Genomic DNA, 17,514 nt, shown 5'->3' with positions numbered 1-17,514 from the left:
GTCCGGTTGGCCGTTTACTCACAGACCGCGAAGGAAGGCAAGCGACGGCGCGAAGAAGTATTCTCCGCCCAGGAGCGTGACCGCCTGGGGTATCGGATCGACGGCCTGGAAATCGTTGTGCCCCCAATCGCGGGAATAGTTCGAACCGGGCCGCTCGCCCTGGCCGATGACCGGGTCCAGACCAGGCCGCGAACCGTCCGGGGTGACCGGGAAGCCGGCGTTGTTCGCCCACAACCGCTGCGTGAACTCGAACTGGTTGCCCAGACTGCTGTTGAAGGCCATGAACAGCAGCCCGACGCCGTTTTCCGGCCGGTACTCCGGCGGCACGTCGCCGTTCGGGTCGTCGGTGCGCTGCCCGTAGGTCTGCCCTCGCCGCGCCATCAGGTGCGCACGCTCGGCTTCCGGCGGCTCGGCGCCGCCCGATCCGCGCGGGTTCGTCTTGCGGATGTGCGCCTGGAAGGGGCATTTCTGCGCGAGCTTGTCGCTGTCGTAGCTGAAATCGTTCTCGACCGGGCTGTGCGCACCGGCTGCGCTCTGCACGACGAGCGGCGTCCCGTCCTCGAAACGGCCGATCAGCATGGCGCCGGCCCGTTCGGCGTCTTCGCCGGTCAGTGCCAGTTGCTCGGCCAGATGCTGTTCCGCCTGCTTGAACAGCCGCACATTCTGTTCGAGTTTCCGGAAAACGAGATAGCTGCCGAAATGCACGCCCGGATCGGGCGCGGCGGGATCGGGCACGAGGATCTGGCTCAACGAGGCCGAGGGATTCCATTCGTTGATACCGTCGGTGGTGTCACGCTCGGTTTCGATCTCCTCGGTGAGGAACAGCGGCTGGCTGCGCCCGTCCACGTAACCGAAGTGCTCGATCCCGTCGCCGTTGGCGTTGACGCGCCCGGTTCCGGTTTCCTCGCCCAGCACGGTGACCGACGGCGGAAGCAGGCCCAGCACCTCCGCCCGCGTCGCCTCCGCCGCCGCGGCATTTGCGTCACCGATCAGCACCACGGCGTCGATCGCCTGCTGGTACGGCTGCTCCCAGGACCCGACCGGCGGATCGGTCAGGTTCTCCACGGCGTTCTTCGCGCCGCCCTGGAACGACGGATCCCCCGGCACGGCGGTGATTCCCAGCTTCGCGTACCCCGCCGAACTCAACCCGGCACCGACGTACGGCCTGCCGCCGCCCTGGCCGGCTTTGAACGCCTCGACCTCCTCGAGGTGCTGTTTCGCGGACTTCATCAGCCCGGCGAGCGCCCTGAGGAAGGCCTTCGCCTCCCCGGCGTCACCGAAACCGAGGAACAGCACCGACAGGTGATCGCGCACGTGCGCCTTGACGATGTTGGGCTGCAATTCGTCCAGCATGGTCGCGGCGTCGCCGGTGGCGGACTTCCAGGACAGCGGGGTGGACAGGTCAACGGCCATGGGAACCCCCTCCTTGAGGAACGTGCCTGTCCCCCTAAGTGGCGGCGATGGTTCGCGCAGATGCGTCCGGGCGCCACGTTCACCCGGATGTCGCAGCGGCGGTTCACTGACCGGCCTGCAGGGTGGGCCGCCGGGCGTGTTCTGGCCGACGCATGCCACCGCGCTGGATCGGGTCGTGGCCTGGCTGCGGCGTGGACCAGCCGATGCGCCTCGAAGGGGAGACCGGCACGATCGCCGCGCTTCGGCGACTGCACCATCCTCGATCCGCTTGTCGATCGTGGACAACTCGTGTCAACAATCGACAACGGCGCCGCACAAGCCGGGGGTCGAGCCGACGCGTCGAACGTCCTATGTCCTGCGTGACGTGCCGGAACCGCCGGGCGGGGTCCGTGACCTCGCCACGGCACGGACCCGGGCGCCCGCCCGACGGTTGCTACGCGCTCACGTGATCGGCCGGTCCGTAGGCGCGATCGGCGCCGGCAGCACGTCCCGCTCCGGGACGAGGAACCGGTCCACGGCCGCGGCGGCGGAACGGCCTTCCGCGATCGCCCATACGATCAGGGACTGGCCGCGGCCCATGTCGCCCGCCACGAACACGTTGTCCAGACTGGTGCGGAACGCCTGATCACGGGCGACGTTGCCGCGAGCGTCCAGTTCGACGCCGAGGTCGGAGAGCAGACCCTCGCGCTGCGGGCCGACGAAACCCATCGCCAGCAGCACGAGCTGGGCCGGCAGCTCCTGGTCCGTCCCCTCGACCGGGACGAACCTGCCGCCCTCGTTGCGTACCTCGACCAGGCGCAGCGCCCGCAGGTTCCCGTCGGCGTCGGCGAGGAATTCCTGCGTGTTCACCGAGTACAGCCGCTCGCCGCCTTCCTCGTGAGCCGAGGAAACCCGGTAGATCATCGGGTACGTCGGCCACGGGTGAGCGTCCGAACGCGACTGCGGCGGCCGCGGCATGATCTCCAGCTGCGTCACCGAAGCCGCGCCCTGCCGGTGCGCGGTGCCGACGCAGTCCGCACCCGTGTCACCGCCGCCGATCACCACCACATGCTTGCCCTCGGCGGAGATCGGCGTCGACTCGAGCGTGCCCGCGGCGACCCGGTTCGCCGGCGGCAGGTACTCCATCGCCTGGTACACACCGGGCACCTCGCGGCCGGGGATCGGCAGGTCGCGCCACGCCGTCGCGCCGCCGGACAGCACCACCGCGTCGTAGGACGAACGCAGCTCCTCCGCGGTGACGTCGACGCCGACGTGCACGCCCGCGCGGAACTCCGTGCCCTCCGCGCGCATCTGGTCCAGACGGCGGTCGAGCCGCCACTTCTCCATCTTGAACGCCGGGATCCCGTAGCGCAGCAGCCCCCCGATCGCGTCCGCCCGCTCGAACACGACCACGTCGTGCCCCGCGCGCGTCAGCTGCTGCGCCGCCGCGAGCCCCGACGGGCCCGAGCCGACGACCGCCACCTTCTTGCCGGTGCGGGTTTTGGGCGGCTGCGGCGTGACCCAGCCTTCCTCCCACGCACGGTCCACAATGGAGATCTCCACGCGCTTGATGGTCACCGGATCGTCGTTGATACCGAGCACGCACGCGGTCTCGCACGGCGCCGGGCACAGGGTGCCGGTGAACTCCGGGAAGTTGTTCGTCGCGTGCAGCCGCTCGATGGCGTCCTGCCAGTCTTCCCGCCACACCAGGGTGTTCCACTCGGGAATCAGGTTCGCCAGCGGGCAACCCTGGTGGCAGAACGGGATCCCGCAGTCCATACAGCGCCCGGCCTGTTTTTCCAGTTTCGTCGAATGGAAGTCCTCGTAGACCTCACGCCAGTCCGTGATCCGGATGTCGACCGGCCGGCTCTTCGGGGTTTCCCGCCCAGTGGTGAGAAACCCTTTTGGGTCAGCCATGTGCGGCCTCCATAATAGCCTCGTTCACGTCGCGGCCGTCCCGTTCCGCCGCGGCCTGAGCCTGCAAAACCCGCTTGTAGTCCTTCGGCATGACCTTGCCGAACCGTTCTACCGCGACATCCCAGTCGGCCAGCAGATCGTGTGCCACCACCGAATCCGTTTCGGCGTAATGGCGTTCGACCGCGTCGCGCAGGAACTCGGTGTCCTCGTCGTCGAGCGGATCGAGGTCCACCATCTCGCGGTTGATCCGCAGCGCCGGCAGATCCAGCACATACGCGACCCCACCGGACATCCCGGCCGCGAAGTTCCGCCCGACCGGGCCGAGCACGACCACGCGCCCGCCGGTCATGTACTCGCAGCCATGGTCGCCGACGCCTTCCACCACGGCCAGCGCGCCCGAGTTGCGCACGCAGAACCGCTCGCCGACCTTGCCGCGCAGGAAGATCTCACCGCCGGTCGCGCCGTAGCAGATCACGTTCCCGGCGATGATGTGGTCCTCCGCCGCGAACTGCGACTCGTGCGGCGGCCGGATGACGATCCGCCCGCCGGACAGGCCCTTGGCCACGTAGTCGTTCGCGTCCCCGAACAGCCGCAACGTGATGCCCCGCGGTACGAACGCGCCGAACGACTGGCCAGCCGTGCCGGTGAAGGTCACGTCGATCGTGTCGTCGGGCAGGCCCTCGCCGCCCCAGCGCCGCGTCAGATCCGAACCGAGCATCGTGCCCACGGTCCGGTTCACGTTGCGCACCGGCAGCTCCAGCTTGACGTGATCGCCGGAGGACAGCGACCCCTCGGCCAGCTGGATGAGCGTGTTGTCGAGTGCCTTTTCGAGCCCGTGGTCCTGGGCGACCACCTGGTGCCGGGCGGTCCGCGGCGGCAGTTCGGGCACGTGGAAGATCGGCGTCAGGTCGAGACCGGCGCCCTTCCAGTGCTCGATCGCGCGCCGCTTGTCCAGCAGTTCGGCGTGGCCGACGGCCTCCTCGATGGACCGGAAACCCAGTCGCGCCAGGTACTCCCGCACCTCCTGTGCGATGAACTGGAAGAAATTGACTACGTATTCGGCGCGGCCGGAGAACTTCTCGCGCAGCTTCGGGTTCTGCGTCGCGACGCCGACCGGGCAGGTGTCGAGGTGGCAGACCCGCATCATGATGCAGCCCGAAACCACCAGCGGCGCGGTCGCGAAGCCGAACTCCTCGGCGCCCAGCAGGGCCGCGATCATCACGTCGCGGCCGGTTTTGAGCTGCCCGTCGGTCTGCACCACGATCCGGTCGCGCAACCTGTTGGCCAGCAACGTCTGCTGCGTTTCGGCCAGACCCAGCTCCCACGGCCCGCCCGCGTGCTTGATCGACGACAGCGGCGACGCGCCGGTACCGCCGTCGTGCCCGGAGATGAGCACGACGTCCGCGTGCGCCTTGGACACACCCGCGGCCACCGTGCCGACACCGACCTCCGACACCAGCTTCACGTGGATCCGGGCGGCCGGGTTGGCGTTCTTGAGGTCGTGGATCAGCTGCGCCAGGTCCTCGATCGAGTAGATGTCGTGGTGCGGCGGCGGGGAGATCAGCCCCACCCCCGGCGTGGAGTACCGCGTCTTCGCGATCCACGGGTACACCTTCGCGCCGGGCAACTGCCCGCCCTCACCGGGCTTCGCGCCCTGCGCCATCTTGATCTGGATGTCGTCTGCGTTCACGAGGTACTCGCTCGTCACGCCGAACCGTCCACTCGCGACCTGCTTGACCGCCGATCGCCGCTGCGGATCGTAGAGCCGCTCCGGATCCTCGCCGCCCTCACCGGTGTTGGACTTGCCGCCGAGCCGGTTCATCGCGATGGCCAGCGTCTGGTGCATCTCCTGCGAGATCGAACCGTAGGAGATCGCGCCCGTGGCGAACCGCTTGACGATCTCGGAGACCGGTTCGACCTCCTCGATGGGCACCGGCGGCCGCACGCCTTCGCGGAAGTCGAACAGGCCACGCAAGGTCATCAGCCGTTCGGCCTGGTCGTCGACCGCCTGCGTGTACTCCTTGAAGATCTCGTACTTCCCGGTCCGCGTCGAGTGCTGCAGCTTGAACACCGTATGGGGGTTGAACAGGTGCGGTTCGCCCTCGCGGCGCCACTGGTAGTCCGCGCCGGTCTCCAGCTCGCGATGCGAGGGCCGGATGTCGTCACGGGGGAACGCGCGCTCGTGCCGTTTCGAAACCTCGAGTGCGAGCGTGTCGAACCCGACCCCGCCCAGCCGCGAAGTGGTGCCCGCGAAGCAGGTGTCGATGACCTCCTCGCCGAGCCCGATCGCCTCGAAGATCTGGGCGCCGGTGTAGGAGGCCACAGTGGACACTCCCATCTTCGACATCGTCTTGCGCACGCCCTTGCCGAGTGCCTTGATGAGGTTCCGCGTGGCCTGGTGCGGGGTGACACCGGGGATCTTGCCCTGATGCGCGAGCTCTTCGACGGTCGCCATCGCGAGGTACGGGTTCACCGCGGCGACCCCGTACCCGATCAGCAGCGCGATGTGGTGCACTTCGCGCGCGTCGCCGGACTCCACGACGAGACCGACCTGCGTCCGCGTCTTCTGGCGGACCAGATGGTGGTGCACCGCACCGGTGAGCAGCAGCGACGGGATCGCCGCATGCTTCCCATCCACACCGCGGTCGGACAGCACGATCAGCCGCGCGCCGTCCTCGATCGCCTCGGACACCTCGGCGCAGATCTCGTTGAGCCGCGCCACGAGCGCCTTGCCGCCACCGTCGACCTCGTACCGGCCCAGCACGGTCACGGCCTGGAACTCGGGCAGATCGCCGTCGTCGTTGATGTGCACGAGCTTCGCCAGCTCGTCGTTGTCGAGCACCGGGAACGGCAGCACGATCTTGCGGCAGTGCTCCGGTCCGGCGTCCAGCAGGTTCGGCTCGGCGCCCAGTTGCGTGCCGAGCGAGGTCACCAGCTCCTCGCGGATCGCGTCCAGCGGCGGGTTCGTCACCTGCGCGAACAACTGGGTGAAGTAGTCGAAGATCGACCGCGGCCGGCTCGACAGCGGCGCGAGCGGCGAATCGTTGCCCATCGAGCCGATCGGTTCCGCGGAGGTGCGGGCCATCGGTTCGAGCAGCGTCTCCAGCTCTTCTTCGGTGTAGCCGAAGGACTGCTGCCGCCGCACGAGCGACGCGTGCGTCGGCACCTCGCGCTCACGCTCGGGCAGCTCTTCCAGCCGTACCAGGCCGTTGCCGACCCAATCGCCGTACGGGTGGTGCGCGGCCAGTTCGCCCTTGATCTCCTCGTCGTCGATGATCCGCCCCTTCGCGGTGTCGACGAGGAACATCCGGCCCGGCTCGAGCCTGCCCTTGCGCACGATGCTCGCCGGGTCCAGTTCCAGCACGCCGACCTCGCTGGCGAGCACGACGAGCCCGTCTTCGGTCACCCAGTACCGCGCCGGGCGCAGGCCGTTGCGGTCCAGCACCGCGCCGATCTGCGTGCCGTCGGTGAACGACACCAGCGCGGGGCCGTCCCACGGCTCCATCAGCGCGGAGTGGTACTCGTAGAACGCGCGGCGCGCGGGCTCCATCTCCTCGTGGTTTTCCCACGCCTCGGGGATCATCATCAGCACCGCGTGCGGCAGGCTGCGCCCGCCCAGGTGCAGCATCTCCAGGACCTCGTCGAACGTGGCGGAGTCACTCGCGCCGCGCGTGATGACCGGGTAGATCCGCTTGAGGTCACCGGGAATGAGGTCGGTCGCGAGCATCGACTCGCGCGCGTCCATCCAGTTCCGGTTGCCGCGCAACGTGTTGATCTCGCCGTTGTGCGCCACGAACCGGTAGGGGTGCGCGAGCGGCCACGACGGGAACGTGTTGGTGGAGAAGCGGGAGTGCACGAGCCCGATCGCGCTCACCACGCGTTCGTCGGTCAGGTCGGGGAAGAACCGCGCGACCTGCGGCTCGGTCAGCATTCCCTTGTAGACGATCGTCCGCGAGGACAGGCTGGGGAAGTACACGTCCTCGGACTCGAGCGCGTGCTCGGCCCGCTTACGTACGCAGAAGGCGATGCGCTCGAGTTCCAGCCCCGTCACGCCCTCTTCGCGCGGCGCCAGGAAGACCTGGCTGAAATGCGGCATCACGCTCTTCGCCGTCGGCCCCACATGCTCGGTGTCCACCGGCAGCTCACGCCAGCCGAGCGCCGACATGCCCTCTTCCGCGGCGATGCTTTCGATCGCGCTCATCGCGCGGCCGCGGCGCAGGGCGTCGGTCGGCAAGAACACCGTGCCCACCGCGTATCCGCCCGCGTCCGGCAGCGCGAAGTCCACGACCTCGCGGTAGAACGCGTCCGGGACCTGGATCAGGATGCCCGCCCCGTCACCGGTATCGGGCTCCGCTCCTCTGGCGCCACGGTGTTCGAGGTTGCGCAGTGCGACGAGAGCCTGCCGCACGATCTCGTGATCTCGACGGCCGGCGAGATCGGCGACGAAGGCGACGCCGCAGGCGTCGTGCTCGTACTGCGCGTCGTAAAGGCCTTCCGGCCTGGTCGAACTGTGGCGGGTCACGGCTGGCCGCCTCCTTGGGCGTCGGCGGCACGAGTTCACCCGATTGGGCAGGTCTAGGCAGACCTGGTTAACGGCGTGGTCCCGGGCCGCGATGGTCAGTCGAGAGGGGATTACGGGCGGAGAGAGCGGGCGGCAGAGGTCTGCGCAGCGTTCACCGCCCGGCCACACATCAGCGAGTGGCCGCATGGTCGTCATCGGTCGTGCACGTCGTCGGGCGTCGGTTTTGGGCGCGGAAAGCCGGGTGTGGTCGACCCGTTTCCACGGCGCGTTGTTACCCCCGGGTTCGCCGGGTCTTATGACAGTAGTGTGAATTGGCTGTTATCGACATACGTCGATGTCGCCACGTGGGAAATGCCACGCAAGCGTTGACGATCGCCCCGGTTTCCTTTCGCCCCTGAAGTACCCCGCGTGACCAGCGCAAACGCCCCGTAACCGGGGGTGGGAGAGGGCCTTGATCCACCCGGGTGGCCGAGTGATCCAGTAACCGTAGTGTTACTCAAGCCACCGTCCGTTCCCGCTCGCGCTCACCCCGTGGCCGTGTCCGGGTTGTGGATAATGACGGAGTGGACGGACTCGGCATGCGCTTTCTCGGCCACTCGACAGTCCGTCTGGAGACAGCGGGCCGGGTGGTGCTCACCGACCCGGTGCTGACACCGAAGGTGGGCGGTCTCAAGCGCGTCGTGCCGCCGTTGCCGCCCGAATCCTGGGCAGGCACCGAGTTGGTGCTCATTTCGCATCTGCACGGTGACCATCTGCACCTGCCCTCGCTCCGCATGCTCGGCCCGGACGTGCGGATCGTGGTGCCGCGCGGGGCCGGGGACTGGTTGCGGCGCCGGGGTTTCCGGCGGGTGGACGAGCTGGGCGCCGGGGAACGGCTCGAAGACGGTGAACTGACGGTCACCGCGGTGCACGCGGATCACGCCGCGCATCGCTGGGGGCCACGGTTCACGCACGGTCCGCACGCGCCTGCGGTCGGGCATGTCGTCGAGTCCGGTGCGCGCCGCGTCTACGTCGCCGGGGACACGGATCTGCACCAGGGCATGGGGGAACTGCCGCCGATCGACGTCGCGCTCCTGCCCGTTTGGGGCTGGGGGCCGAGTCTCGGGCCCGGGCATCTCGATCCCGAGCGCGCGGCCGAAGCGACCGGCCTGATCAAACCCGGCGTGACCGTCCCGGTGCACTGGGGCACGCTCGCGGTGCCGGGTCTGGCCCGGACATCGAAGATGCGCCGCCTGCTCGCCGAGCCGCCCCGGCGGTTCGCGGACGCGGCGGCGGCGCATACCGAGGTGCTCGTCACCCGGCCCGGCGCGCGCGTCGAACTGGCCGAGGTGACCGGGTGACGCTCGCGCTCGACTGGTCGAACATGTCGTCGATCGGATATCCCACCCTCTTTTTCGGTGTCCTGATCGGATCGATCGTGCCGATCGTGCCCACCGGGGCGCTCGTCGGCGCCGCGGCCGCGGTCGCGATGACGACCCCGCACCTGTCGCTGCCGCTGGTGCTCATGTTCGCCACGGCCGGCGCGGGAGCGGGGGATGTCACCACGTTCGCGGTCGCGCGGCTGGGCAGCGACGCGGCGGTCCGGTGGCTCGCCCGCGGGCAGCGGCCCGAACGGCTGATCAGCGCCCGGGAACGGTTCGACCGGCGGGGCTGGCAGCTGGTCGTGATCGGCAGGCTCGTCCCGGCCGGCCGGATCCCGGTGCTGCTCGCGGCGGGCACGGTGGCCTACCCGTGGCGGCGGTTGCTGCCGGCGACGCTCGCGGCTTGTGTTTTGTGGGCGGTCGCGTACGCGCTGCTCGGGGTGATGAGCGGAGGCATCTTCGACTCGCCGCTGATCGCCACCGTGCTGGCCGCGGTGCTGGTGCTGGTGGTGACGGCCGTGGTGAACCTGGTCGCGAAGTGGCGCCGGAACCGGTCGAAGGTGGAGTCATGACGGAAGCGGAACGGGGGCGCCTGCTGCGGCGTGGACGCACCGCCGCCCGCATGGCACTCGTGCTGCTGACCGTCGCGCTCGCCCTGCACGGCCTGGATCTCCTGCTCGCCGGGTTCGACATGCCGCAGTGGTGGCAGCCGATCGTGTGCGCCCTGCTGCTGTCCCTGCTGACCAGTGTCGTATGGCCGCTGGTGCTGCGGGTCGCGCTGCCGATCGCGTTGTTCACGCTCGGTATCGGCAGTTTCCTGTTGCTGGGCGCCGGCGCGTTCGCCGCGCTCGCCGCGGTGCCCGGGGTCGAGGTGGCCAGCCCGCGCACGGGGATCCTTGTCGTGCTCGGGATTTCCGTGGTGAACGCGATCGTCAGCAGCGTGCTCGCGATCGACGAGGACGAGATCTTCTTCCGCCGCGCGATCCGCCGCAGCCGGCGCGGCCCCGGCCACCTCGCCGATCAGCCACCGGGGGTGATCTTCCTGCAGGTCGACGGGCTGGGCTACGACGTGGTGCGTCGCGCCGTGCGTGACGGGGACATGCCGACGCTCGCGCGGTGGCTCGCGGCCGGCAGCCACAAGCTGTCGATGTGGCGGACCGACTGGAGCTCGCAGACCGGCTCGAGCGTGAGCGGCATCCTGCACGGCTCGAACCACGACATCCTCGGTTTCCGCTGGTACGAAAAGGACCGCGACCACGTGATGGCCTGCGCGCACCCGCGGGACGCGGCGGAGATCGAGCGCCGGCACTCCGACGGGCGGGGTCTGCTCGCGGTCGACGGCGCGAGCCACGGCAACCTGTTCACCGGGGACGCGCCGCATTTCAGCCTCACCATGAGCGCGGTTTCGGTGCTGCTGCCCAAGGGGTTACGGCGCCGGCGGGACGACCGGGTCGGCGCCGGCTACTACACGTACTTCGCGAACCCGGTGAACGCCGTGCACACCCTCGGGGCGGCACTGATGGACGTGGGGCGCGAACTGTCGGCAGCGGCGAAGCAGCGCCGGGCCGGCGTGCGGCCCAGGGTCAAGCGAGGCGGTATCTACCCGTTCGCGCGGCCGGGCACCACGGTGATCGCGCGGGACGTCGTCGTTTCGGCCGTGCTGGAGGACATGCTCGCCGGGCGTTCGGTGGTGTACGCGGACTTCCTCGGCTACGACGAGGTCGCGCACCATTCCGGGATCGAGCGGTTCGATTCACTGGCGGTACTCCGCGCGATCGACCAGCAGATCGGGCGGCTGTACCGGGCGGCGAAGCTCGCGCCCCGGCAGTACCACCTCGTGGTGCTGTCCGATCACGGGCAGACACAGGGCTGGGCGTTCGCCGACCGGTTCGGCGAGCCGGTCGAGGACCTCATCGGGCGACTGTGTGGCGGTCCGGTGGAGGAGGTTTCCGGCGGCGGGCCGATCGCGCAACGGCTGCGGGACCGGGCGACGCGCGCGGGGCGGATCGAGCACCGGCTGCGGGCGGACGGGCGGACCGAGGTGAACCGGGTGGCGCCGGGCGTCGTCGTCACGGTGTCCGGGCATGTCGCGATGGTCTCGTTCACCGACCACGAAGGCCGCGTCGAGCTGGAGACGATCGAGCGGGAGTACCCGGAGTTGCTGCCCACGCTGGTCGATCACCCCGGGGTCGGGTTCATGCTGGTGCGCAGCAAGGAGTTCGGCCCCGTGGTGCTGGGGCGCGACGGGTTGCACAGGCTGGACAGCGGGTTCGTCGTGGGCGACGACCCGCTGCCGCCGCTGGGGCCGCACGCCGCCGAGCTGATGAAGCGGGTGGACTCGTACCCACACTGCGCGGACGTCATGATCAACAGCCGGTACGATCCGGAGACCGACGAGGCGTCCCCGTTCGAGCCGCATGTCGGTTCGCACGGCGGTTTCGGCGGCCCGCAGGAGCGGGCGTTCCTGATCTACCCGCAGGAGTTCGAACCCCCGGGCGCCCTCGTCGGCGCCGAATCCCTGCACCGCCTCTTCCGCCTCTGGCTCACCAAACTAGGCCACCCCACCCCCCACTGAGATCTACCTTCGAGACGCCGAACCCTCTCGAGCGGGGTGGGGGTGCGGTGCGGGTCAGGGGGTGAAGATCGCGGTGACGGTGCCCAGGGGGCCCATGTCGGCGAAGGCCGTGTCGCCTGCCTGGACCGGGTAGGCCCGGGTCATCGAACCGGGCAGGATGACGTGCCCGGGCTCGAGGTCGACGCCCAGCGGGCCGACCGTGTTCGCCAGCCACACGAGCGAGTTGACGGGCGAGCCGAGGACCGCGGCGCCCGCACCCGTCGCCACGAGATCACCGCCGATCTGCAGCGTGCAGCCCACCAGCCGAAGGTCCACATCGGACAGAGCCGTCGGCTTGCTCCCCAGTACGACCCCGCCCGAGGACGCGTTGTCAGCGATGGTGTCGACGATCGAGATCTTCCAGTCCGTGATCCGTGACGCCACGATCTCCAGCGCCGGTACCACGAAATCCACGGCGCGGATCGCGTCCGCGACCGTGACGCCGGGCCCGCGCAAGCGCTCGCCCAGCACGAAACCGATCTCCGGCTCGACCCGTGGCTGCAGGAACGACGCCGTGCTGATCGGCTGGTGCTCGAGGTGGAACATCCCCGCCAGCAGGTGACCGTAGTCGGGCTGGTCGACGCCCATCTGCTGCTGCATGGCCTTCGACGCGAGCCCGACCTTGTGCCCCTTGATCACGTCGCCGCGTTCGACCCACGTCCGGACCTGTTCCTGCTGGATCCGGTAGGCGTCGGCGACCGTCGCCTCGGGGAACGACTCGATCACCGGAGCGGTGGGCTCGCCCTTGTCGTACGCGAGCAGCAACCGCGCGGCGGCGTCTCGCACCGCTGAGGTTTCCATGACCCCAGCTAAACCCAGCGCGGTCGCGCGGGCAAGACCGCCGTGCCGGTGGGCGGGACACGCGAGGTGTTTCAATGGACGGGTGCGCGACACCCTTCGTGAGCTCCTGACCGGGCAAGACGCGGCATTCGACGCGGGCAGCCTAGCGCTGTACACCACCGACGCGTCGAACTACCGCCACGCACCGCTGGGCGTGGTCCTGCCGCGGACGGCCGAAGACGTCATCGCGGGCGTCGCCGCGTGCCGGGCGGCCGGTGCGCCGGTGATCGCCCGCGGCGGCGGCACCAGCATCGCGGGCAACGCCGCCGGTCCCGGCCTGATCCTGGACACCTCCCGCTACTTCAGCGGTGTGCACGAGATGGCAGGCCGTCGCGCCCGCGTCGCCCCCGGGACCGTGCTCGACGACCTGCAGGCCGTCGCCGCACCGTCCGGTCTGCGGTTCGGCCCGGATCCGTCCACCCACAGCCGCTGCACGATCGGCGGCATGATCGGCAACAACGCATGCGGTTCGCATTCCGTCGCGTGGGGACGCACGGCCGACAACGTGGAGAGCATGGAAGTGCTGCTCTACGACGGCACCCGGATGGACGTCGGCGCGACCTCCCGTTCCGAAGTGGACCGTCGAGCCGCCTTGCCTGGCACCGAAGGCCGAGTATTCCGCGAGCTTCGCGACCTCGTGGACGGCAATCTCGGCCTGCTGCGTAAGGAACTGCCGGCCTGGGGCCGCCGGGTCTCCGGTTACGGGCTCGAACATCTGTTGCCGGAGAACGGGTTCAACGTGGCCCGCGCACTGGTCGGCAGCGAAGGTACCTGTGTCACGGTCCTCGACGCGACCGTCAGCCTGGTCGACCTGCCGAAATCCCGGGTGCTGGCCGTGTTCGGCTTCGGCAGCGACATCGACGCCGCCGACGCCGTTCCCGCCATCCTGGTCAGGAACCCGCTCACCGTCGAAGGAATCGACATCGGGCTGCCCGGCGCGCGCGATTCCGGCCTGCCCGAAGGCAATGCCTGGCTCATGGTGGAGCTGTCCGGTGAAGACGCGCGGCAGCGCGCCGAGGAACTGGCGCGCGAACTGCGCCGCCCGCACGGGGTGCTGACCGATCCCGCGGCACAGCGCCGGTTGTGGCGTATCCGTGAGGAAGGCGCGGGCCTCGCGACCCGGATGACCGACGGCTCGGAAGCGTGGCCGGGCTGGGAGGACGCGGCGGTACCGCCCGAGCGGCTCGGCGCGTACCTGCGCGAGCTCAAGCGGCTACTCGCCCAGCACGGTCGGAAAACCGTGGTGTACGGCCATTTCGGTGAAGGTTGCCTCCACATGCGCATCGACTTCGACCTGCTGACCACGGCCGGCATCGCGAACTTCCGGTCGTTCATGGAAGACGCCGCCGATCTGGTCGCCGCCCATGGCGGGTCGTTGTCGGGAGAGCACGGAGACGGGCAGGCCCGTTCCGAACTGCTGCCGCGGATGTACAGCGCCGAGATGATGACGCTGTTCGAGCGGTTCAAGGGGATCTTCGATCCGGACGGCCGGATGAACCCGGGCGTACTCGTCCGGCCGCGGCGATTTGACGCGGACCTGCGCCTCCGGGCGCCGAATGTCCCCGTGACGCTGGGATATCCGCGCGACCACGGCAGCTTTGGCGAGGCGATTCGGAGGTGCGTCGGCGTCGGGAAATGCCGGAACACCAGCGGCGGCGGCGTGATGTGCCCGAGCTACCGGGCCACTCGCGAGGAGAGGCACTCCACGCGCGGCCGCGCGCACCTGCTCGCCGAGATGGTCAATGGCGAGCTGATCACGGACGGCTTTCGCTCGGAAGAGGTGCGCGACGCGCTCGACCTGTGCCTGTCCTGCAAGGGATGCCTCTCGGACTGCCCGGTCGATGTCGATATGGCGACTTACAAGGCCGAGTTTCAGCACCAGCACTACAAGGGCCGGATCCGCCCGCTGTCGCATTACTCGATGGGCTGGCTGCCGCTGTGGCTTCGCGTCTCCGCGCTGGCGCCGAAACTCGCCAATGCCGCGCTGCGCAGGCCGCGGATCGCCGCGCTCGCCAAGCGTCTCGGCGGGATAGCGCCGGAACGTCAGCTGCCCACTTTCGCCGAAAGGCCGTACACGCGGTCGCGAAAGCCGCGTGAGGGCGGCAAACCGGTCGTGCTGTGGCCGGACTCGTTCAACAACTACCTCACTCCACAGGTCCTGCACGCGGCGACCGAGGTTCTCGAAGCCGCCGGGTACCAGGTCGTGGTGCCGGAGAAGAACGTCTGTTGTGGACTGACCTGGGTCTCCACCGGTCAGCTGGGCATGGCGAAACGCGTGCTGGGGCGGACTCTCGCGGTGCTCGAACCGTATCTCGACGCCGGGTACGAGGTCGTCGGACTCGAACCCAGCTGCACGGCCCTGTTCCGCGGTGATCTCGGGCACCTGATGCCCGGCGACAAAACGGCCGTGCTGCTCGCCGAGCGCACGCGCACGTTCGCCGAGCTTCTCGAGCAAGCCGAACTTCCGTTGCGGGAACTGGACATCGACGCCATCACCCAGGTGCACTGCCACCAGCACGCCGAGCTCGGCTTTTCCGCCGACGAGAAACTCATGGCCAGGGCGGGTATCCGGAACTCCACATTGGACTCCGGTTGCTGCGGTCTCGCCGGCAACTTCGGTTTCGAGCGCGGGCACTACGAGGTGTCGAAGGCGGTGGCCGAGGACCGGATGCTGCCCGCGATCCGCGAAGCTGCGCCGGAAACCGTCGTCATCTCCGACGGCTTCAGTTGCCGCACGCAGATCGCGCAGGAGTCGCGACGTTCGCCCGTCCACCTGGCGGAGCTGGTCCGGGACGCGCTCAGGCACGGTTAGCTGAGGACGTCAAGGTCGGTGACGTGAACCGGTGCTGCGGCCCGCGCACGATGCCCGTTGCCTGGTAAGGAAAAGGGCCGGCCTCCCGAGCGGGAAGCCGGCCCTTTTCTTCCGGGGAACTTACGGCATCAGCAGGAATGCCATCCCGTTGGGCGAACCGAGACCGGTGACGTTGTCGTAGCCACCCGTGGTGTGGATCGTCAGGTTCGGGTAGTCGAACGTCCGCTCCGAGACGATCACCCCGTCCGAACTGTCCACCGAGTTGGCGTAGTCCACCCGGGTCACCCCGCCGTCGACGTGCCCGACGTCGGTGATCGCCGGCGTCCGGGCCGCGACCGTGTACTCCAGCGGGTTGAGGAACCCGTGGGAGTAGTGGGTGAGGCTGTCCGACACCGCCACGATCCCGGCCAGGACAGGCGACGCGAGGCTCGTGCCGCCGATGCGGTACTGGTCGTAGTACACGCCGTCCGGGAAGGTCTGCGTCTGGCCGATCAGGAAACCGGTGTTGGGATCACCGATCGCCGAGATGTCGGGTACGACGCGGCCCTTGTGCTTACCGTGCTGGTTCTGTGTGGACAGCGCGTCCGGCACGACACCCTGCTGGTAGAAGGGCTGGCCGAACAGCACGCTGGTGCCGCCACCCGAACCGTAGACGTAGCTCCCCGGCGGGCCGGGCACCCAGGCGCCGTTGGTGAGGGTGCTCTTGCCGGTCTCCCAACCGGTTTCGAACAGCTTCTGGCCGTTCTGGCCGATGGCGAGGCTGGTCCCGCCGACCGCGGTGACCCACGGGTCGGAGGCGGGGAAGTCGGCAGACGGGGTGCCCAGCCGGGCGGCCTCGTCGCCGCTGTCACCGGAGGAGAACAGGACGCTGATGCCCTCGGCCGCGGCCTGGATGGCGATCTGGTTCCAGACCCGCACCTCGGAAGCGGGGATGTCCTCGCCCGCGTCGCCGTAGGAGTTGCTGATGACGTCGGCGGTGTGGCCGGCGACGATCCAGTTCAGCGCCTGGTCCAGTGACGCGTCCTGGCAGTCGGAACCGCCCACGTAGAGGATGTGCGCGCCGGGCGCCATCGCGTGCACGGCCTCGACGTCCAGTGTCTGCTCGCCGTACCAGCCGGCGGCGTCACACTGGTTCGGCGGCTCCTGCGCCGGGTTGGTCGGGAAGATCTTCTCCGAGAACTGCGACTTCGCCAGCGGGTGCGCCGGGTCGTTGCGCTTGGCGTACTCGGCCGCGTCCGCGTACAGCGTCGGCGAAGCGAAGGCGTCCACGATGGCGACGGTCGTGCCGCTGCCGTCCGCGTGCGCCTTGTCGATCCCGTAGGCCGACCGCAGTTGGGCGGGCGTGTACCCGCACGGGGCATACGGCAGGTTCTTGCCGCCGTAGGCCGGGTCGGTGGTGTCCACCTTCTGGCCGTAGTAGCTGCCGCACGGCGGGGCGTTGCGGAAACCGGCCGACGGTGGGACATCGCCAGGGCTGCCGGTGGTGTGGTCGGGCTTGAGCAACTGGTCGGCCTGGTCCACCCCGACCACGCCGAGCACGTCGCTCGCGAGCGACGTCGGCACCGAAAGCTCCCGGTCGGCCGCGCGCAGGACCTGGCCTTCGACCTTGTACTTGCCCAGGTCGACCGCGAAGGCCTTTTCAACCTGGTCGGCGGTACCGGTGGCCTCGACGTACGCCTTGTTCGACGGCACGGCCCCGATCGAGAAGCCGCTACCGGAGAGCCAGTCGTGCACCGAGTTCACAGTCGCGTCGCTCGCGCCGAACCGGTCGCGGACCTGTTCCGGGCTGAGGTACTGGCGGTAGGTCTTGCTCGACGGGTCGCTGACCGCCCGCGCGGTGGCTTCCGCGCCGGCCTGGTCGCGCATCGACAGGTACACGCGGAAGTCCAGCTTCGAGGACGACGTGGTGTCGGCGACCTTGGACTGCGGCGTGGCCCATTGTGGGTGGGACAGCGGGATCACCGCACGCCCCTGCGCGGCGGCCGTCGCCGGGATCGCGGCGGCCGCGCCACCCGCGAGGGCGAGTGAAACGGCCAGGGTGAGAGCTCTTCGCACT

9 protein-coding genes are annotated in these 17,514 nt (G+C 69.4%); 4 read left to right on the top strand and 5 right to left on the bottom strand.

Going from position 1 to position 17,514, the window contains the following annotated elements; translation table 11 throughout:
• Positions 1-18: 18 nt before the first annotated feature.
• The 3 genes from FG385_RS17165 to gltB form a co-directional block, all read right to left on the bottom strand.
• On the bottom strand, positions 19-1,413 hold the full coding sequence (locus FG385_RS17165; RefSeq protein WP_139097758.1) for a Dyp-type peroxidase: 1,395 nt from the start codon (positions 1,411-1,413) through the stop codon (positions 19-21).
• 441 nt (positions 1,414-1,854) lie between these two features.
• On the bottom strand, positions 1,855-3,309 hold the full coding sequence (locus FG385_RS17160) for a glutamate synthase subunit beta (protein WP_139097757.1): 1,455 nt from the start codon (positions 3,307-3,309) through the stop codon (positions 1,855-1,857).
• A complete protein-coding gene (gltB, locus tag FG385_RS17155; RefSeq protein WP_139097756.1) occupies positions 3,302-7,831 on the bottom strand; it encodes a glutamate synthase large subunit in 4,530 nt (1,509 codons plus the stop codon). Before gltB ends, FG385_RS17160 begins: the two co-directional genes overlap by 8 nt.
• A gap of 563 nt (positions 7,832-8,394) precedes the next feature.
• On the opposite strand from gltB, the gene FG385_RS17150 reads away from it, so the two are divergent.
• From FG385_RS17150 to FG385_RS17140, 3 genes are read left to right on the top strand one after another with little or no spacing between them, the layout of a single operon-like run.
• Entirely contained in the window at positions 8,395-9,171 is a 777-nt protein-coding gene (locus FG385_RS17150; RefSeq protein WP_139097755.1) for an MBL fold metallo-hydrolase, read from the top strand.
• A gap of 23 nt (positions 9,172-9,194) precedes the next feature.
• Positions 9,195-9,764, top strand: a complete 570-nt coding sequence (locus tag FG385_RS17145; protein WP_139097861.1) for a DedA family protein — start codon at positions 9,195-9,197, stop codon at positions 9,762-9,764.
• Entirely contained in the window at positions 9,761-11,767 is a 2,007-nt protein-coding gene (locus FG385_RS17140; RefSeq protein WP_139097754.1) for a phage holin family protein, read from the top strand. Before FG385_RS17145 ends, FG385_RS17140 begins: the two co-directional genes overlap by 4 nt.
• Positions 11,768-11,821: 54 nt before the next feature.
• Here FG385_RS17140 and FG385_RS17135 read toward each other — a convergent pair whose 3' ends face one another.
• Positions 11,822-12,607, bottom strand: coding sequence for a 2-keto-4-pentenoate hydratase (locus tag FG385_RS17135; protein ID WP_139097753.1), 786 nt, complete (start codon positions 12,605-12,607; stop codon positions 11,822-11,824).
• Between the two features lie 82 nt (positions 12,608-12,689).
• On the opposite strand from FG385_RS17135, the gene FG385_RS17130 reads away from it, so the two are divergent.
• Complete coding sequence (locus FG385_RS17130; RefSeq protein WP_235022613.1) at positions 12,690-15,458, top strand: FAD-binding and (Fe-S)-binding domain-containing protein; 2,769 nt, start codon at positions 12,690-12,692, stop codon at positions 15,456-15,458.
• A 120-nt stretch (positions 15,459-15,578) separates the two neighbouring features.
• Here FG385_RS17130 and FG385_RS17125 read toward each other — a convergent pair whose 3' ends face one another.
• Complete coding sequence (locus FG385_RS17125) at positions 15,579-17,513, bottom strand: S53 family peptidase (RefSeq protein ID WP_200834499.1); 1,935 nt, start codon at positions 17,511-17,513, stop codon at positions 15,579-15,581.
• Between the last annotated feature and the right edge of the window lies 1 nt (position 17,514).

The sequence above is a fragment of the Amycolatopsis alkalitolerans genome, from assembly GCF_006152065.1.
Lineage (GTDB): Bacteria > Actinomycetota > Actinomycetes > Mycobacteriales > Pseudonocardiaceae > Amycolatopsis_E > Amycolatopsis_E alkalitolerans.
Note: the sequence above shows the minus strand (reverse complement) of the source record. Positions and strands in the feature narration are given on the sequence as shown.